At 39.6% G+C, this 16,413-nt stretch carries 8 protein-coding genes; 5 read left to right on the top strand and 3 right to left on the bottom strand.

Annotated elements, in window-relative coordinates:
• Positions 1–1,644 precede the first annotated feature (1,644 nt).
• A complete protein-coding gene (locus AB0756_RS35355) occupies positions 1,645–2,730 on the top strand; it encodes a hypothetical protein (RefSeq protein ID WP_038083045.1) in 1,086 nt (361 codons plus the stop codon).
• Positions 2,731–2,773: 43 nt separating this feature from the next.
• On the opposite strand, the gene AB0756_RS35350 is transcribed toward AB0756_RS35355, so the two are convergent.
• Positions 2,774–3,364 carry a flavodoxin family protein gene (locus tag AB0756_RS35350; RefSeq protein ID WP_038083046.1) on the bottom strand — a complete coding sequence of 197 codons (591 nt, stop codon included), beginning with the start codon at positions 3,362–3,364 and terminating at the stop codon, positions 2,774–2,776.
• 215 nt (positions 3,365–3,579) lie between these two features.
• On the bottom strand, positions 3,580–5,385 hold the full coding sequence (locus AB0756_RS35345; RefSeq protein WP_038083047.1) for a DnaJ domain-containing protein: 1,806 nt from the start codon (positions 5,383–5,385) through the stop codon (positions 3,580–3,582).
• A 291-nt stretch (positions 5,386–5,676) separates the two neighbouring features.
• On the opposite strand from AB0756_RS35345, the gene AB0756_RS35340 reads away from it, so the two are divergent.
• Positions 5,677–6,312 carry a GNAT family N-acetyltransferase gene (locus AB0756_RS35340; protein WP_038083048.1) on the top strand — a complete coding sequence of 212 codons (636 nt, stop codon included), beginning with the start codon at positions 5,677–5,679 and terminating at the stop codon, positions 6,310–6,312.
• A 117-nt stretch (positions 6,313–6,429) separates the two neighbouring features.
• Here AB0756_RS35340 and AB0756_RS35335 read toward each other — a convergent pair whose 3' ends face one another.
• On the bottom strand, positions 6,430–6,864 hold the full coding sequence (locus AB0756_RS35335) for a QcrA and Rieske domain-containing protein (RefSeq protein ID WP_038083049.1): 435 nt from the start codon (positions 6,862–6,864) through the stop codon (positions 6,430–6,432).
• A 332-nt stretch (positions 6,865–7,196) separates the two neighbouring features.
• Here AB0756_RS35335 and AB0756_RS35330 point away from each other — a divergent pair, with 332 nt between their 5' ends.
• The 3 genes from AB0756_RS35330 to AB0756_RS35320 all read left to right on the top strand — a co-directional run bounded on the left by AB0756_RS35330 (position 7,197) and on the right by AB0756_RS35320 (position 16,397).
• On the top strand, positions 7,197–8,399 hold the full coding sequence (locus AB0756_RS35330) for a Coenzyme F420 hydrogenase/dehydrogenase, beta subunit C-terminal domain (protein ID WP_038083050.1): 1,203 nt from the start codon (positions 7,197–7,199) through the stop codon (positions 8,397–8,399).
• 518 nt (positions 8,400–8,917) lie between these two features.
• The gene (locus AB0756_RS35325) at positions 8,918–10,273 is read left to right on the top strand and encodes an alkaline phosphatase PhoX (RefSeq protein ID WP_038083051.1); all 1,356 of its coding nucleotides are present in this window, start codon (positions 8,918–8,920) and stop codon (positions 10,271–10,273) included.
• 313 nt (positions 10,274–10,586) lie between these two features.
• The gene (locus tag AB0756_RS35320) at positions 10,587–16,397 is read left to right on the top strand and encodes a trifunctional serine/threonine-protein kinase/ATP-binding protein/sensor histidine kinase (protein ID WP_038083052.1); all 5,811 of its coding nucleotides are present in this window, start codon (positions 10,587–10,589) and stop codon (positions 16,395–16,397) included.
• Positions 16,398–16,413 lie beyond the last annotated feature (16 nt).

The raw sequence follows: 16,413 nt of genomic DNA, 5'->3' as shown, positions 1-16,413 counted from the left end.
TAGCAAATACAACAATCTGCTGGGGATTAACAACAGCAGCAACAGCTTCAATTACCGCTCTTTTGGCGGCATAATTGATAGTTATTTGCTTTTGTAAATAGGCTTCCTGTTAGTTAAAGCTGTTTTTTTCATATCAAACGATCGCATAAACTTTAGTTATCCATGATATGTTGTTACGTTCAAACGTTAGAAACATTTTTTACTTAACAAAAACATACTTTAAATACTATGCAATCTTTCAAGGAATTAGTGACTTTATTTTAAGTATTTTTACTTAAAAGGATAAAGTTTACTGAGAGTACATAATGAAATAATATTTCCATGCCTATAGATAAGAATTTATAACGAATTTTTGTTGGATGCAATATGGTTTTTGAAGTTCATAACTCTTACTGCTTAAAAAAATACATATTCTACCTCAAATATATTGATTTAGGAACTAACATAGTTCTGTTTATTTTTGCCTAACAACTTCTCTCATAATTGAAAAACATTTGTTAACAGTTAATTTTTTTGTCAAAAGTTAATTGCTAACAGTGGATAATTTCGCGCTACTCCAGCATCACTGTTAATTTTGAGGTTTTTTCAGCTACAACTACAAAACCCACCAATACCAATCGGCGGGCAAAAATGCCACAATGACAACACTTGATGGAAGTCAAACTAAGTAACACGGTTTTGAGTGTAGATGTTACCCGCAAAGATCGATAGCAGATGAATATGTTCGGCTTTCTTTTTAAAGATGTTGCTATAAGAGCTATTCTCTTTTACCAAAGGATAGAAGAAGCCTATTGTACAGCTTCTCTTAAATACAAAATGTCACAAAGAAACCGACATCTAAATCGTGAACTGTGCTACATAACCACTGTTTGGATGTAGATAGTACAAGTATTCTATCGGCTGTAGCTGTGTAACATTTTGGGAATCGGGAATATAAACTGTAGCCAGCTACACAGATTTTACACCAGATATACCTGTTGAACTATATCAACAATATAAATTTTTCATCATCCTCAGTAAGGTAATTGTAAATTTTATACATTTATTATAGTTGGTACTTGTCGCTATACCTCAGTAATACTTCGGAAATTTTTCCGGATTCCTGTTAAAGTTTCTGTAATTCATAATATCGGATTTTTTATATCTATACAATCTGGAAGATTGAGAAGTCTGTTTGACCGTCAATTCTTCCTCTTGTTCTTGAAATAAGTGTGAAAAGAGTTCTCGCTTGACATATTAAAAGCATAATAAATCTCTGACAATTAACAAGCTTAAAAGTTTGGAAAATGACAGCATATATTATTGACATGAGTAATAGTATATATGGATAATTTTTATGCAAAAGCATAGAAAATTTAAAGTTTGATTTGTTTTTTTATATCTTTATATAATACAATCATTATAATAATAATTTTTCTTAAACAAGAAGGAGTTTAATTTACATTTCTATCTTTAAGCTTTCAAATTTTCCAGGAAAAGGGTAGGATTTTCCTACTTTTTTTGGAGTTTATCCATAACGTTAAAAATTAGTTAAAAACTGGTAAAAATTATATTCATCCAGTCACTTACTTAAAAAGCCCTAAAATCTAAAGCCATAGCACTTCGATTTGTCAGATTCACAAAAAGATTGCAAAGGTCAAATTTATGTTAAAAACTTCCCAGGCTAGAAAAACTTACTCTGTTGAAAATTTGCTTAAACTGTGGTTGCAGCGTTTTACAATTAATACAATTTCTCTATCCATAGACAAGCATCTATCTTATGAGGATTTATTAAAAGCTAACTCATCACAAGGTAGAACACTTACAGTTGCAAAACTAAAGGATACAGTCTTAGATATTAATTGTCAAATGGCATGGATTCAAACAAAAGATCTTTATGGTTATATTCCTAACATTTTTGATTTAAACGAAGCGAGGCGAATAACTCAATTTGCTTTTCGCGTATACCGGAAATTGCTAGAAGTTTATCAACAACATTTTATAGAAGAGACTGTACACGCAACAGAAGAAAAAACCTCTCTACCTATATGGGGTATAGCAGAACTTGAACAGTTGTTATACGAACTAGAACCAACATTGATGGTTTTTCAGGAACAACACGTAATATCTAAAGACTGGCGTGCGCTTGGTTTTATGACTTCGCAGTTGAACTTCAGCAACCAGTTAATTTTAAAAAAACTTGCACCAGCGGAAAAAGTGCTCCTGACACCTTACCTTAAGTTTGTTGAAGAACAAGTTGCAATGCCTTGGCAAAGAGTTTGTCACTCTGCAGCCAAGCACGAGCAAGGCTCTCCGATGATAGCACTTGTTGAACAAATGCTACCTGAATCTGAAAACATCGCTCAAAGTGTTTATCGCCGACTCACTGAATTATTGCCCAACCATCAAAGTCGTAGGGGTGGGTTGGGAGATCCAGGAATTACTCACTCCTGTCTTCGCGACTTGAATATGTTCCAAGCTTACCTTTGGCTGTGTTTGTTAGAAAAAAGTGTTGCTCCGCTCGAACAGGAACTCCTTCCTTTATGCGTTATGGTTGTCCAAGGTGTAGACATTCCATGGGAGTTGACAAAGCAATGGTGCCAAATTCTAGGAGAAGAAATTGCCACCCGTATTCAGTCAGAACAGAGAGATTTATTAAAACCTTACATTCAAGCAATGCAGCAAATATTTTTTGAGGAACGTCAGCGTTTGCTTTGTCCGGTAGCACTAGAAACTGTTTCAGAATTGTAAGGATGGATTGGGGACGAATACTCGTCCCGGTTAATTGATAAAACTACTTGAGCCAGCGTTTAGTGACTTCAGCAATACGTTGTCCAAATCGTTCTGCTGTTAAGCGATCGCCAGGGTCAAGTACAGCTTCTTTACCACTCATATCTATCTGACTTTGACCCATTGCGCCAAGAAATCCTCCAAGTCTATTGACTCCATCGTCTTTACCAAGTAAAAAGCTTTGCAAGTCCCCCAAATTTACCCAAATCATACCGTGTTGAGCGGCATTAGTGACCAAATATAAGAGTGTTCCTTGTTTATCACCACTTGGCGAGCTAGAGTGAGTGAAACCAGCAGCAAGTTTATCTTTCCATCCATGATGGAACCAAATTGTACTGGCTGCATCGATAAACGCCTTGAATTGAGCTGCAACCCCACCCATATAGGTTGGTGAACCAAATACGATGGCATCAGACTGATTCAGCTTTTCTATTATTGCATCGTCTTTCCAACGACCATTTACAATTTGCTCCCCGACAATCCGTAACACTTCGACAGTTGTGCCTTCAATTTTACCAGCACCTTCAGCAACTGCTTGTGCCATTAGATGAGTATGACCTGAACCAGAAAAGTAGACAATCGCAACGGTGGACATGGGACACTTGCTCAATTGTAATTATAATGAATATCATACGCAGTCTTGATAACAGAGTAAATAGCACCAATCTACTGGCAAACACTTTATGCTTTATCACTAAGTTAGTGAGAAAAAACCAAACTATGTAACAAAAAGTAAAATCTTTGTATTTGGCTCGAAGTAACGCTTCAGCCTATGCATTGCAACTACATACTAGTAATGATTATTTGTACCTACTTAACTGAATTCCCTAAGTTGTCCATATTTAATTGCTGACGAAATTCTTTGTAGGCTCGATTAATAGCTTGCATTTTGGATTTTGCACAAGCAGAACCATTGATATCAGGATGATACAGTCTTGCTAATCTTACATACGCAAACTTTACAGCTTTTGGAGAAGCAAACTTATCAACTGCCAAAACTTCCCACCATTCCTCATTCCCCAGTAATATATTTTCTAGTACTGAATCGTCACTACCAAATCTTTGAGTCCAAATCTTGAGAGTGGCACCTTTTCCTCCACTGACTAATGTCTTTCCATCAGGACTAAAAGCAACAGGGCTGCTTCCAGAAAGAGTTTGTAGAATTTTTCCCAAGCGCAAATTCCAAAGATGAATGATACCGTCTCTGCTGGTACTTGCAAGGGTTTGTCCGTCAGGAGCGATCGCAACAGACACAACTGCGCTTGAGTGTCCGGTTAAAGTTTCAAGTAATTCACCAGTATGAAAATTCCATAACTTGATAGTAGCATCAGTACTTCCACTGATTAGAGTATGACCATCAGGACTGATAACGATGGTGTTAATTGCTGCCAAATGTCCGGTAAGCATGCGTAACTGCTTTCCGGTGTTTAAATCCCAAAATCTTATGGTGCGATCGGCACTACCACTGGCTAAAACTTTTGCATAAGAACCGATCGCAATAGATAAAACTGCTTCTGTATGTCCATTTAAAGTACGTTTTAATTCTCCGGTATAACGTCCCCAAAGTCTTATTGTCTTGTCATCACTACAGCTAGCAAGAATACTTCCATTAGGGCTAAAAACAATTGAATGTATAAAGCCAGTATGGCTGTAAGGGAAATCTAAGTATAAAAAAGTATGGCAATATTTTTTGGTATCTAGTTTCCAGCTAGTAATCTTCCTATCTACACAGCCACTTGCAATTATTTGACCATCAGGGCTAATGGCAACAGATAATACTGCCTCTGCTTGCCCCGCAAAAGTGTAGAGCCATTTTCCAGTTTTCAAATCCCACAAATGAACCGATTTGTCATCACTTCCACTGACAAAACTTTGACCATCAGGAGTAAATGCGATCGTATTGACTCCTGCAGAGTGACCCTTAATAATATTTACGCATTTCCAAGTTTCAAGCGATCGGGATTTGAGAGAATTCGTTTCTGTTTCAACTTTAGGGTTTGCGGTTTCAAACTTCACAGACGAAGAGACACAAGTTTCTGTTTTTTGCTGGAATTCTGCCTTGAGTACTTGCGTTTCATCCTCAACTTCCAAAGCAGCAAATTTTTGATTTAAATTCTCCCCATATAAAAATACTTCTAACTCCGTCACTGCTGCGGAATAAGCTTCCATCTGTAAAACTTTTTCTTCCATCCGCTCAAAAACTTGTGCTGGTGTTTCCCGTGTTCCAGTTTCGTCCAGCAACTTAGCAATACCATACGCAGCGAGTCCTACCACTGCAACAACTCCAGCCATCGGTACTGTACCGATACCAACGGCTAAACCTATTTTAGGAGCAACTAATCCCATCCCACCGACAACACTAGAAATGCCAGCACCACCTATTGAGCCAATTCCCATTGCACAGAAAGCAGCTGCGTCTCCTTCACTTATTGCCTTAAAAGCACCATAAGCAGCAGCACCAACAACACCACCAGCACCAACTATAGGAACTGTTCCCAGTCCAACTGCTCCAAATCCTCCAGCCAGACCCATTCCGCCGACAGTTGTCGAAACACCAGCACCTGCTAAGTTTCCTCCTACAATAAATGCTGCACCTGTTGGGGAGTTTTGTTTCACTTGTTATAGTTCCTGTAAACCATTTTTTTGTTGGGTCTCACTGTTGTCAACCCATTTTAATAATGATACGGCTTACACATAGCCTCCCTTTTTTAGCTATGAATTTTCCGAATCTTTACAAATCTGTTGTATATCCATGATTTTTCTTGATTAGAAAACCAACTTGCTATCAATTCTCGATCTCTTTCTTCTCACATTTAATAAATGATCTGTAAACTTTTGTGTATGGCGAAATCTCGCCTACGCCTATTTGGGAAGAATAACCAAGAAATAATTTCAAAATGAAATACCATGACTCATGCCTCACCTGAGTTACCTTCAGGTGTAATTATTCGCCCAATTCAACTGACAGATATCGATGTCCTATCACTTAAGATGATGCCTAACGATCCGCGTCGTTTACCGTCTTGGGCATCTACAAAGATGATACTAACTCTTTACAAAATTGGAGAGGGTATAGTTTCAGCTATCCTACCTAGCAGTTTACTTTATTTGCTGATTTTGTTTGCTGGAGGACTCAATATACCAATTAATTGGTTGTGGATATGGGCGGCTTGGTTAATTCTCTTAGAAATTTGCATCTTCTTTGCCCTAACTCATCGCCATGACTGGCTTAACTGCTGCTGGGTAGTGGAGCACCAAGGGGGTTTCGTTGCTTATGCTGTCTTGCGTCCATACAACCATTTTAGGATTTTGGAATGGCTACAAGTACATTCTAAATGGAGAAGAAAAGGCATTGGTTCTGCATTAATGAGAACTTTGATCTCGCAATCTCAAAAGCCTATTTACTTAGAAAGCAGTTTTCTTAGTGTTAGATTCTACACTCGCCTTAGCTTTCGGAAAATTCCATGGAAAGATATGCCCCCTGAAGTTCAACAGCGATTCTCTTTTATAGGTAGTACTGTTTTAATGGTCTACAGCACTTAAGACAAAAAACTTGATTTTTTTGTAAGTCCGCGTAGGCGGACTTTGTTTGTGTAGTAACGAATTATATTCGCCCAATACTTTGAAAACACCGTCTAAGATCTTGTAGGGCGTGGAGACCTAACCTGCTTTTACCAAAACCTCATTCCCTTCAACCTTTGCTGTATACGTAGGTATGGGCTTGTCAGCAGGACCGTTGAGAACCTTACCATCAGCAGCAAATTTAGAACCATGACAGGGACAAACAAAAGAATTTTCATCTTTTTTCCATCCAACATCACAACCCGCATGAGTGCAAACGGGATTGACAGCTAGGACTTGACTCGTGTTGTTTGGATCTCGAACGACCAACACTTTGCTAGTAGCAAATTTTTCATTGAGAATTTGACCATTTTTGTCTAAATCTGCTACTGTGCCAACAGCCTGAAATCCGTCAGCACGGGGAGGGCTTGCTGGTGGCTGAGTGTTTTGAGAAGAACAAGCACTGATAACTCCCGGTAAAGAACTAGCAACGCCTGCTACACCAACCCAACTCATAAATTCACGACGGTCCACTGGAATACCTACCTTAGTTAATTGATTTTGTAAAGAGCTTTTCAGAACAGCCCAATCGTAGCACTTTAGCCGTATCCGTCATGAAGTTTATGGCTGATAAAGGTATTGTTAATAAAAGCAGTATTGCTGAATAAAAGAATGATTTTTGTAGATCCCCCCAACCCCCCTTAAAAAGGGGGGCTGTGCGTAAGCCTTAAAAAGGGGGCTGTGCGTAAGTCCTATATAAGAAGCTCCCTTCTCCCTTAACCGAGTTGAGTTGGGGTGATAGGCAATTCATACTTTAATTCAGCAACGCCATAAAAGCTACTCCTTGATAAGACAAGCAATTTATTATGACTTCTGTGGATTCTAGCAAGCATAAGAAAGCCAAAGCTCTCAAACCCGGTAGCCGCCGTCCTGCAAAGGAACTATGTAGTGAATGCGGGCTGTGCGATACATACTATATTCATTATGTCAAGGAAGCTTGCGCGTTCATCAATCAGCAAATAGAGACTCTCGAACAACAAACTCACTCGCGATCGCGTAACCTAGAAAAACCTGATGAACTCTACTTTGGCGTCCACCAAGATATGATGGCGGCGCGGAAAAAGGAGCCCGTTCCTGGTGCTCAATGGACTGGTATTGTCAGTACCATCGCAATTGAAATGCTCAATCGCGGTATTGTTGAAGGTGTTGTTTGCGTCCAAAATACCAAAGAAGATCGCTTTGGTCCAATGCCTGTCATCGCTCGTACCCCAGAGGAAGTACTAGCAGCAAAGGTTAACAAACCAACTCTTTCACCCAACCTTTCTATTCTCGAACAAGTAGAAAAATCCGGGCTAAAGCGACTGTTAGTCATTGGTGTTGGTTGTCAAATTCAAGCATTACGGGCTGTTGAAAAACAATTGGGCTTAGAAAAACTTTACGTTTTGGGGACACCTTGTGTCGATAATGTCAGCCGTGAAGGGCTGCAAAAATTTTTAGAAACCACTAGTAAATCGCCCGATACTGTGGTTCATTATGAATTTATGCAAGACTTTCGAGTTCATTTTAAACACGAAGATGGCTCGATTGAAAAAGTACCGTTTTTTGGGCTGAAAACGAACAAACTTAAAGATGTTTTTGCCCCTTCCTGTATGAGTTGCTTTGACTATGTTAATTCTCTTGCCGATTTAGTTGTGGGATATATGGGAGCACCTTTTGGTTGGCAATGGATTGTTGTGAGAAATGACCAAGGTCAACAAATGCTCGACTTGGTAAACGAGCAACTCGAAACTCAACCAGTCATGTCCAAAGGCGATCGCAAAGCTGCCGTCCAACAAAGTATACCAGCCTACGATAAAGGCGTCACCCTTCCCATGTGGGCAGCACAATTAATGGGTGTTTTTATTGAAAAAATCGGTCCTAAAGGTTTAGAATACGCCCGTTTTTCCATAGACTCCCACTTTACCCGCAATTATTTATATGTTAAGCGGAATCATCCAGAGAAATTAGAAGCACATATTCCACAATTTGCCAAGTGTATTGTTGAGCAATATCAGTTACCGGAGTCGTAGCCGTTTCTAATTGCTTTGTAGTTGCGAATGTCTGCTCAAGCGCAACTACAAATCATAATTTTCTTTTTATAAAAGATATTTTACAAAATTTTATATAAAAAATAATGCTCATTATTTTTTATCAAGCATATAAATAATTTATAAAAACTTGTAAGTACTTTAGGGTAAGCAGCCCACCACAAAAAGCTTTTGGTGGGTAGAGTCCACCTTACTATTATTATTTACCAAGCAAGAAATATAAATTTACATTAATTCAAGAACTTGTTGATTGATAGAGACAATTAACAATGTCATTAACTCACCTTAACTTTATAAGTCTATTCTCATTTTTGGAAGAGCTAAGTGAGTAGATGTGCTAATAACGGATCTTATTTTAAAAGTTGAGACATAGGTGAATTTTGACAGCCATACTTAAGCTATTGGTCTGAATACAGAAAATTTACAAACATGCTCAATCTTTGGTCTAAGTATTACATGCAATCTACTCATATTTTAGATGCAGATATAGAGAGGAGACTATGGCTTTCTCAAGAAGAAAATTTTTTGCCCTAGCAGGTACAACTGCTGCAACTTTAGTTGTTGGAGAGAACTTAAAAGGTCTTTACGCAAGAGCACAAGGAGCATCGTCAACAACATATGGTTATGGTCCCCTCATCAAAGACCCCAATGGCTTGTTAGACTTACCTGCTGGATTTCAGTATAAAGCCTTTTCCCGCACAGGCGATCTCATGAGCGATGGTAACCCCGTACCCGGAGGTCATGATGGAATGGCAGCTTTTGCTGGACCAAATCGCTCAGTAATCTTAGTTCGCAACCACGAACTTAGCCCAAATTCTTCAACTGAGGTAAAAGGCAACAAGTATGACGAGCTTTGTAAAGGCGGTACAACAACATTAGTTGTTAATCCAGCACGCGAGCTTGTCAGAGACTATGCATCACTAGCAGGAACCTACCGCAACTGTGCTGGAGGTCTGACTCCTTGGGGATCGTGGATTAGTTGTGAAGAAAATACTTCCACTCCAGAAACAACCCCAAGCACCATAGAACAACCCGCTAATTCTGGTATTTTTGTACCCAATCCAAACAGAGTGACTAAACGCCACGGGTACAACTTTGAAGTTCCAGCACTTTGGAAGCCCAAAAAAGGTACTGTAGACCCCGTACCTTTAATAGAAATGGGTCGATTCAACCACGAAGCTGTAGCTGTAGATCCCAGAACCGGAATTGTATATCAGACAGAAGATGCAGGAGATAGCCTCTTCTATCGCTTTATTCCTAACAAACCGGGCTACTTGCAAGAAGGCGGTGTTTTAGAAGCTCTTGCGATCGTCGGTTTATTTCAAGAAAATACCAAAACTGGTTTCCCTGTAGGGAAGAAGTATCAAGCTGAATGGGTTCGTATTGAAGATTACGATCCTTATGCGGACACCGTGCGGAAAGAAGGTTTTGCTAAGGGAGCCGCACAATTTGCTCGTGGTGAAGGTATATGGTATGGCAACGGAGAATTTTACTTCTGCTGCACGAGTGGTGGTGCTAACAGTGGTGGTCAGGTATGGCGTTACATCCCTGGTAGAACTGCTAAAGAGGGCGGTACAATTGAACTATTTGTAGAGCCAAACGATAAGAGCATACTAGATATGCCAGATAATATTGTCGTAGCTCCCTTTGGAGACCTAATCCTTTGTGAAGATGGTGATGACGAGCAATTTGTTGTTGGGGTAACTCCTGAAGGTGGGCTTTATCAGTTTGCTCGCAACGCTCTTAATGACAATGAATTTGCTGGTGCTTGCTTCTCACCAGACAATCAAACTTTGTTTGTGAATATTCAAACTCCTGGTATCACTTTCGCTATCTGGGGACCTTGGAATAAATAATTGCTTCACCTAAAGACGCAAAGGTGTTAATACCAATTCTTTGTGAAATTGCACAGAACTCCTATCTGTCAAATCCTTATCTAGAATGAGCTTTATTTATTGCTGTTCTATGCATTTGCACGTGGAATTGGTATTTTCTAGCAATCGCTTCCTCTGACTTATGCGATTATGGTTTTCATGAAGGAAGCATGGCGTTAACCTCCTTGCTAAGATTGGAATTCTAAGGAATTCCAATACAAATTTTGGTGCTGATATAAATGACTCCATAGATCTGGGAATACTAAATCCAGCAATTTTCAAGATGAGCGCAGTTATGGTTGGCACTCTTTTTAGTATTTCTGGATATCATATAACGGAAGAACTCTACAATGGTTCGAGAACACTGGTTTATCGTGGGTATCGCGAAGCGGACTCATTACCAGTGGCGATTAAACTGCTGAAGACTCCTTATCCTAGCTTCAGCGAACTCGTACAATTTCGCAATCAATATACCATTGCCAAAAACCTCAACTATTCCGGAATTGTCCAAACCTATAGCCTCGAACCTTTCCAAAACGGCTATGCGTTGGTCATGGAAGATTTTGGGGGAATTTCTCTAAAAGATTATTTTGCTCATCTACAGAGTTTACACACAACATCTCTACAAGAATTTCTGCAAATAGCGATCGCTTTGTGCAATATCTTATATTGTCTCTATCAAGAACGCATTATTCATAAAGATATTAAACCCAGTAATATATTAATTAACCCCGAAACCAAACAAGTTAAATTAATTGACTTTAGTATTGCATCTTTATTGCCAAGAGAAACACAAACGCTTATCAGTCCTAATGTTTTAGAAGGGACACTCGCTTACATTTCTCCCGAACAAACAGGGAGAATGAATCGAGGAATTGATTATCGCACTGACTTCTATTCACTCGGTGTAACTTTCTATGAATTACTAACAGGAGAATTACCTTTTGCGTCTAACGATTCAATAGAATTAGTGCATTGTCATCTAGCTCAAACAGCACCATTAGTCCACGAAACGAATGTTGAAATTCCTCCGATCGTTTCCAGAATTATCTGCAAATTAATGGCAAAAAATTCTGAAGACAGATATCAAAGTGCTTTAGGCTTGAAGTTTGATTTGGAAAAATGTTTGCAACAACTCGTAGAAACTAGTGTCATATCTGATTTTGAAATTGCGCGTAGGGATGTGTGCGATCGCTTCATCATTCCCGATCGACTTTATGGGAGAGAAGCTGAAATCTCAACCCTGCTTCAAGCCTTTGATAGAGTCTGTCAAGGTGCAACAGAAATAATGCTCGTTGCTGGATTTTCTGGAATTGGAAAAACCGCTGTGGTCAACGAAGTGCATAAACCCATTGTTCGCCAACGCGGTTATTTTGTCAAAGGTAAATATGACCAATTTCAACGCAACATTCCTTTTAGTGCATTTGTGCAAGCATTTCGAGATTTAATGGGACAATTGCTTGCGGAAAGTGATGTCCAACTAGAGCAGTGGAAAAAGAAAATTTTAGATGTAGTTGGCGAAAATGGTCAAGTCCTTATTGAAGTTATTCCCGAACTAGAAAGAATTATTGACGAACAACCACTAGCAATAGAGTTATCAGGAACCGAGGCACAAAATAGATTTAATTTACTCTTCCAAAAATTTATTCACGTCTTTACTTGTGCAGAACATCCATTAGTCATATTTTTAGATGATTTGCAATGGGCAGATTCGGCATCATTGAATTTAATGCAGCTGTTAATGGCTGATGCAGGTCATCTTTTCATTATTGGTGCGTACCGTGATAACGAGGTTAATCTAGCACATCCACTAATGTTGACTTTGAATGAAATTCAAAAAAAACAAGCAAAAATTAGTACAATTAATTTAGCACCACTGAATCAAGTACAAGTCAATAAGTTAGTAGCTGATACTCTTAAATGCACAGAAGATTTGGCATATAATATTTCTCAATTAATCCATCAAAAAACCAAAGGAAACCCATTTTTTGCTACTCAATTTCTCAAAGCATTACATCAAGATGGATTCATTGAATTTAATTTTGATTTGAGTTGTTGGCAATGTGACATGACCCAAGTGACAATTCAAGCAGTTACAGATGATGTTGTAACCTTTATGGGTTGTCAATTGCGAAAACTACCACAATATACCCAAGACATATTACAATTAGCAGCTTGTATTGGCAATCAGTTTGATTTAGCAACTTTAGCAATTGTTTCCGAACAATCGGAACTTGAGACGGCTGCAGCTTTGTGGAAGGCTTTACAAGAAGGATTGATTTTACCAATTGGGGAGATTTATAAGTTTTATATTGGGCAAGAAATCCTTGCAGGTACATCAGAAAAGCAACAGACTGTTACATATAAATTTTTACATGACCGAGTACAGCAAGCCGCTTATTCCCTAATTCCTGACAGTGAAAAACAAACAACTCACTACCAAATCGGACAACTGCTACTGCAACAGATTTCCGCACAAGCAAGAGAAGACCGTATTTTTGAAATTGTCCATCAATTAAATTATGGAACTTCTCTAATCAGAGAACAAACTCAACGAGATGAACTAGCACAACTTAATCTAATTGCATCTCGCAAAGCCAAAAATTCCACCGCCTATCAAGCAGCGCGTGAATATGTCACGGTAGGATTATCTTTGTTAGGAAAAAATACTTGGCAGCAGCAGTATGAAATGACCCTCGCCTTGCATGAATTAGCGGCGGAAGTAGCACTGCTAAATGGTAGTTTTGAGGCGATGGAACAGTTTATTGATACTGTCATTCAACAAGCACATTCTTTATTAGAAAAGGTGAATGTTTACTGCATTAGAATTCAATCTCAGATTTTCCAAAGTAAATTAACTTCAGCGATCGCGATCGCCCAAACAATCTTACAACAGCTTGGTGTAACCTTTCCTGAAACACCCACACCATCAGATCTTCAACGGGAAATCCAAGAGATTGAGAAACTTATTGGCGATCGCTCAATTGCCGATTTAGTTAACTTACCTGAGATGCGGGATGCAGAAAAACTCGCTACTCTCAAGATTGCCAGTATCATCAGCCCAGCAGCTTACCTCACTGGTTCAGCCTTGTTCCCATTGCTGAATACTTTGTCCGTTAAAGTCTCGATTCAGTACGGTAACACATCGACGTCTACTTACGGCTATGCGAATTATGGCAATATTCTCTGCAATTTCTTCCAAGTCGTGGATACAGGAACGCAGTTTGGTTCCCTGGCACTCCAGATTATCCCAAAACTCGATGCCAAAGCCAGTAAAACAGATGTTTTGATGCTCTCGGGGTTGTTTATTGTACACCGCAACTCTCACATTCAAGAAACACTACCCATGTTGCAAGAAGGTTACACTAGTGCCCTAGAATTTGGCAACCTAGTACTTGCTGGTTACAATGGCCACAGTTTTTGTCTCAATTCTTTTTGGTGCAGTAAACCCCTGGCTACCTTAGAGCAGGATATTTGCGCTTACTGCCATAGTTTAATGCAATTAAATCAATTGACAAGCGCAAATTATTGCAGAATCTATTGGCAACCAGTTTTAAATCTCCTAGGTTTTGCAGAACATACCACCCTTTTGTCTGGAAAAGCCCTTGAAGAAACAGAATTTCTCCTACAACTACAATCTGCCGATGATGGATATGGATTGTATATTTTCCATGTGTATAAACTCATGCTTTGCTTCTTGTTTGGAGAAATTGAGCCAGCGAAAAATCATGCTATTGAAGTCAGGCGCTATTTTGTAGCAGGTGCGGGATTAGTCAGCGAACCAGTATTTTATCTATATGATTCTCTAATGACTTTGGCACAATTGAATCCACAGTTAGAAGAAACATCGGCAGCATTGCAGAGTGTAACAGAAAACCAAACCCGGTTACAGCAATGGGCGCATCATGCACCCATGAATTACCAGCACAAGGTGGATTTGGTAGAGGCAGAAAAATATCGGGTTTTAGGCAACAATTACGCAGCAGGGGATTATTACGATCGCGCTATTTCTCTTGCTAAAGTCAACGGATACCTCCAAGAAGAAGCCTTAGCAAACGAACTGGCAGCTAAATTCTACCTGGAATGGAAAAAAGAAAAAGTAGCTGCCGGATATATGCAGGAAGCTTACTATTGCTATGCGAAATGGGGAGCCAAAGCTAAAGTTGTCGATCTAGAAAAACGCTATCCCCAACTACTTGCCCCTATATTACAGCCAACTCGTTCGACTCTCTCAACTGATGAAACCATCTTCGCCTTGGGGACTCTCACCTCCACCAGTGGAGTTACTTCTAACAGCAGTATTTCAGATATCCTAGATTTAAAAGCTATTCTCAAAGCTTCTCAAACTATCTCAGGCGAAATCGAACTGGAAAAACTGCTGTCATCGTTACTCAAAATTGTCATCGAAAATGCTGGGGCTGATAAATGCGTGCTCATGCTGTTGCGAGACGATCGCCTGCTAGTAAAAGGATTAATCTCTCAGGGAACACAGCCCGTCGTGTTGCAGCGCCTTCCCATTGAAGACAGCCAGGATGTTCCCCAAAAGCTAATTTACAAAGTCAAACACAGCAAACAGACTGTTGTCTTGCTGGACGCGAAAGCAGATCCCACCTTAGCCAACGATCCTTATATTGTTCGCCAACAGCCTCACAGTATCTTGTGCAGTCCGATTTTGCATCAAGGCAAGTTGATGGGAATATTATATTTAGAGAATAATTTAGCAACCGGAGCGTTCACTAGCGATCGCATGGAGCTGTTGAATTTACTTTGCGCTCAAGCTGCCATCTCACTAGAAAATGCCCGACTGTATGAAAGTTCCCAGAAATATGCCCAACAGTTAGAACAGTCATTCGCCGAATTGAGTGCTGCTCAGTCTCGCTTCCACAATTTAGTAGACAACGTGCCCGGAGTGGTTTATCAATATCACATGACTCCTGATGGCATTATCTCACTCATCTATATTAGTGCTAACTGTCACAGCGTGTTTGAAATTACCCCCGAACAAGCTGCAGCCACAGCAGAGTTTCTCCCAGAACTGGTGCATCCAGAGGATACGGTCAGTTTTCAGCAGTCTAGGACTAATGCCATTCAAAACTGTTCCTCCTGGCAATGGGAAGGGCGGATCATCACTCCTTCAGGAATCGTCAAGTGGATTCATGGAGAAGGGCGAATTGAGAAGCGTGGCGATGGTTCGGTATTTTGGGATGGATTGTTTTTAGAGATTAGCGATCGCAAAAAAGCTGAATTTGCCCTGCAACAAGCACAATTACAAATCATCCAAAGTGAGAAAATGTCAGCTTTAGGTAACTTAGTTGCGGGTGTAGCTCACGAAATGAATAATCCTTTGGGCTTTATTTCTGCTAGTCTCAAACAAGCTCAACCCACTTTTTTTGATATTGCAGAACACTTAAAACTTTATCAAAAAACTTTCCCCAATCGGACTGAAGAAATCCTTGACCATGCAGAGTCAGTTGACTTGGAATATAGCTTAGAAGATTTCCCAAAAATACTGGATTCCATGATTTTGGCGTGCGACAGACTCAAAAATATCAGCACTAGTCTCCGCACTTTCTCTCGTGCCGATCGCGATTGCAAAGTGCCGTTTAATATTCACGAAGGCATTGACAGTACCCTTCTCATTCTCAAGCATCGCCTGAAAGCCAACGAACAACGTCCGGCGATTGAAGTTGTCACCAACTACAAGAATTTCCCTCAAATTGAATGCTTTCCCGGACAATTAAATCAAGTATTTATGAATCTTATTGCTAATGCTATTGATGCAATAGAAGAGTCAAATATTGGGCTGACTTTGGCAGAGATTCAAGCTCATCCCCATCGAATTACAATTACTACTAACCTAGCAGACCATCTTGTCAGGATTACCATTGCTGATAATGGGAAAGGCATGACTGAAGAAATTCAACAAAAAATATTTGACCACTTGTTTACTACAAAAGCTGTGGGGAAAGGAACGGGATTGGGATTGGCTATAGCTCGGTCTATTATTGTTGAAAAACATGGCGGAACAATTACCGTTAACTCTACACTAGGAGCCGGAACTGAATTTATTATTAGTTTACCAATTCAGGCAAAATCAACAAATTAACTTTTCCCAGGCTTTC

The sequence above is a fragment of the Tolypothrix campylonemoides VB511288_2 genome (genome assembly GCF_045999855.1).
In the GTDB taxonomy this organism is placed as follows: Bacteria; Cyanobacteriota; Cyanobacteriia; order Cyanobacteriales; family Nostocaceae; genus Scytonema; species Scytonema bouteillei_A.
This window is presented reverse-complemented; position numbering and strand designations above follow the sequence as displayed.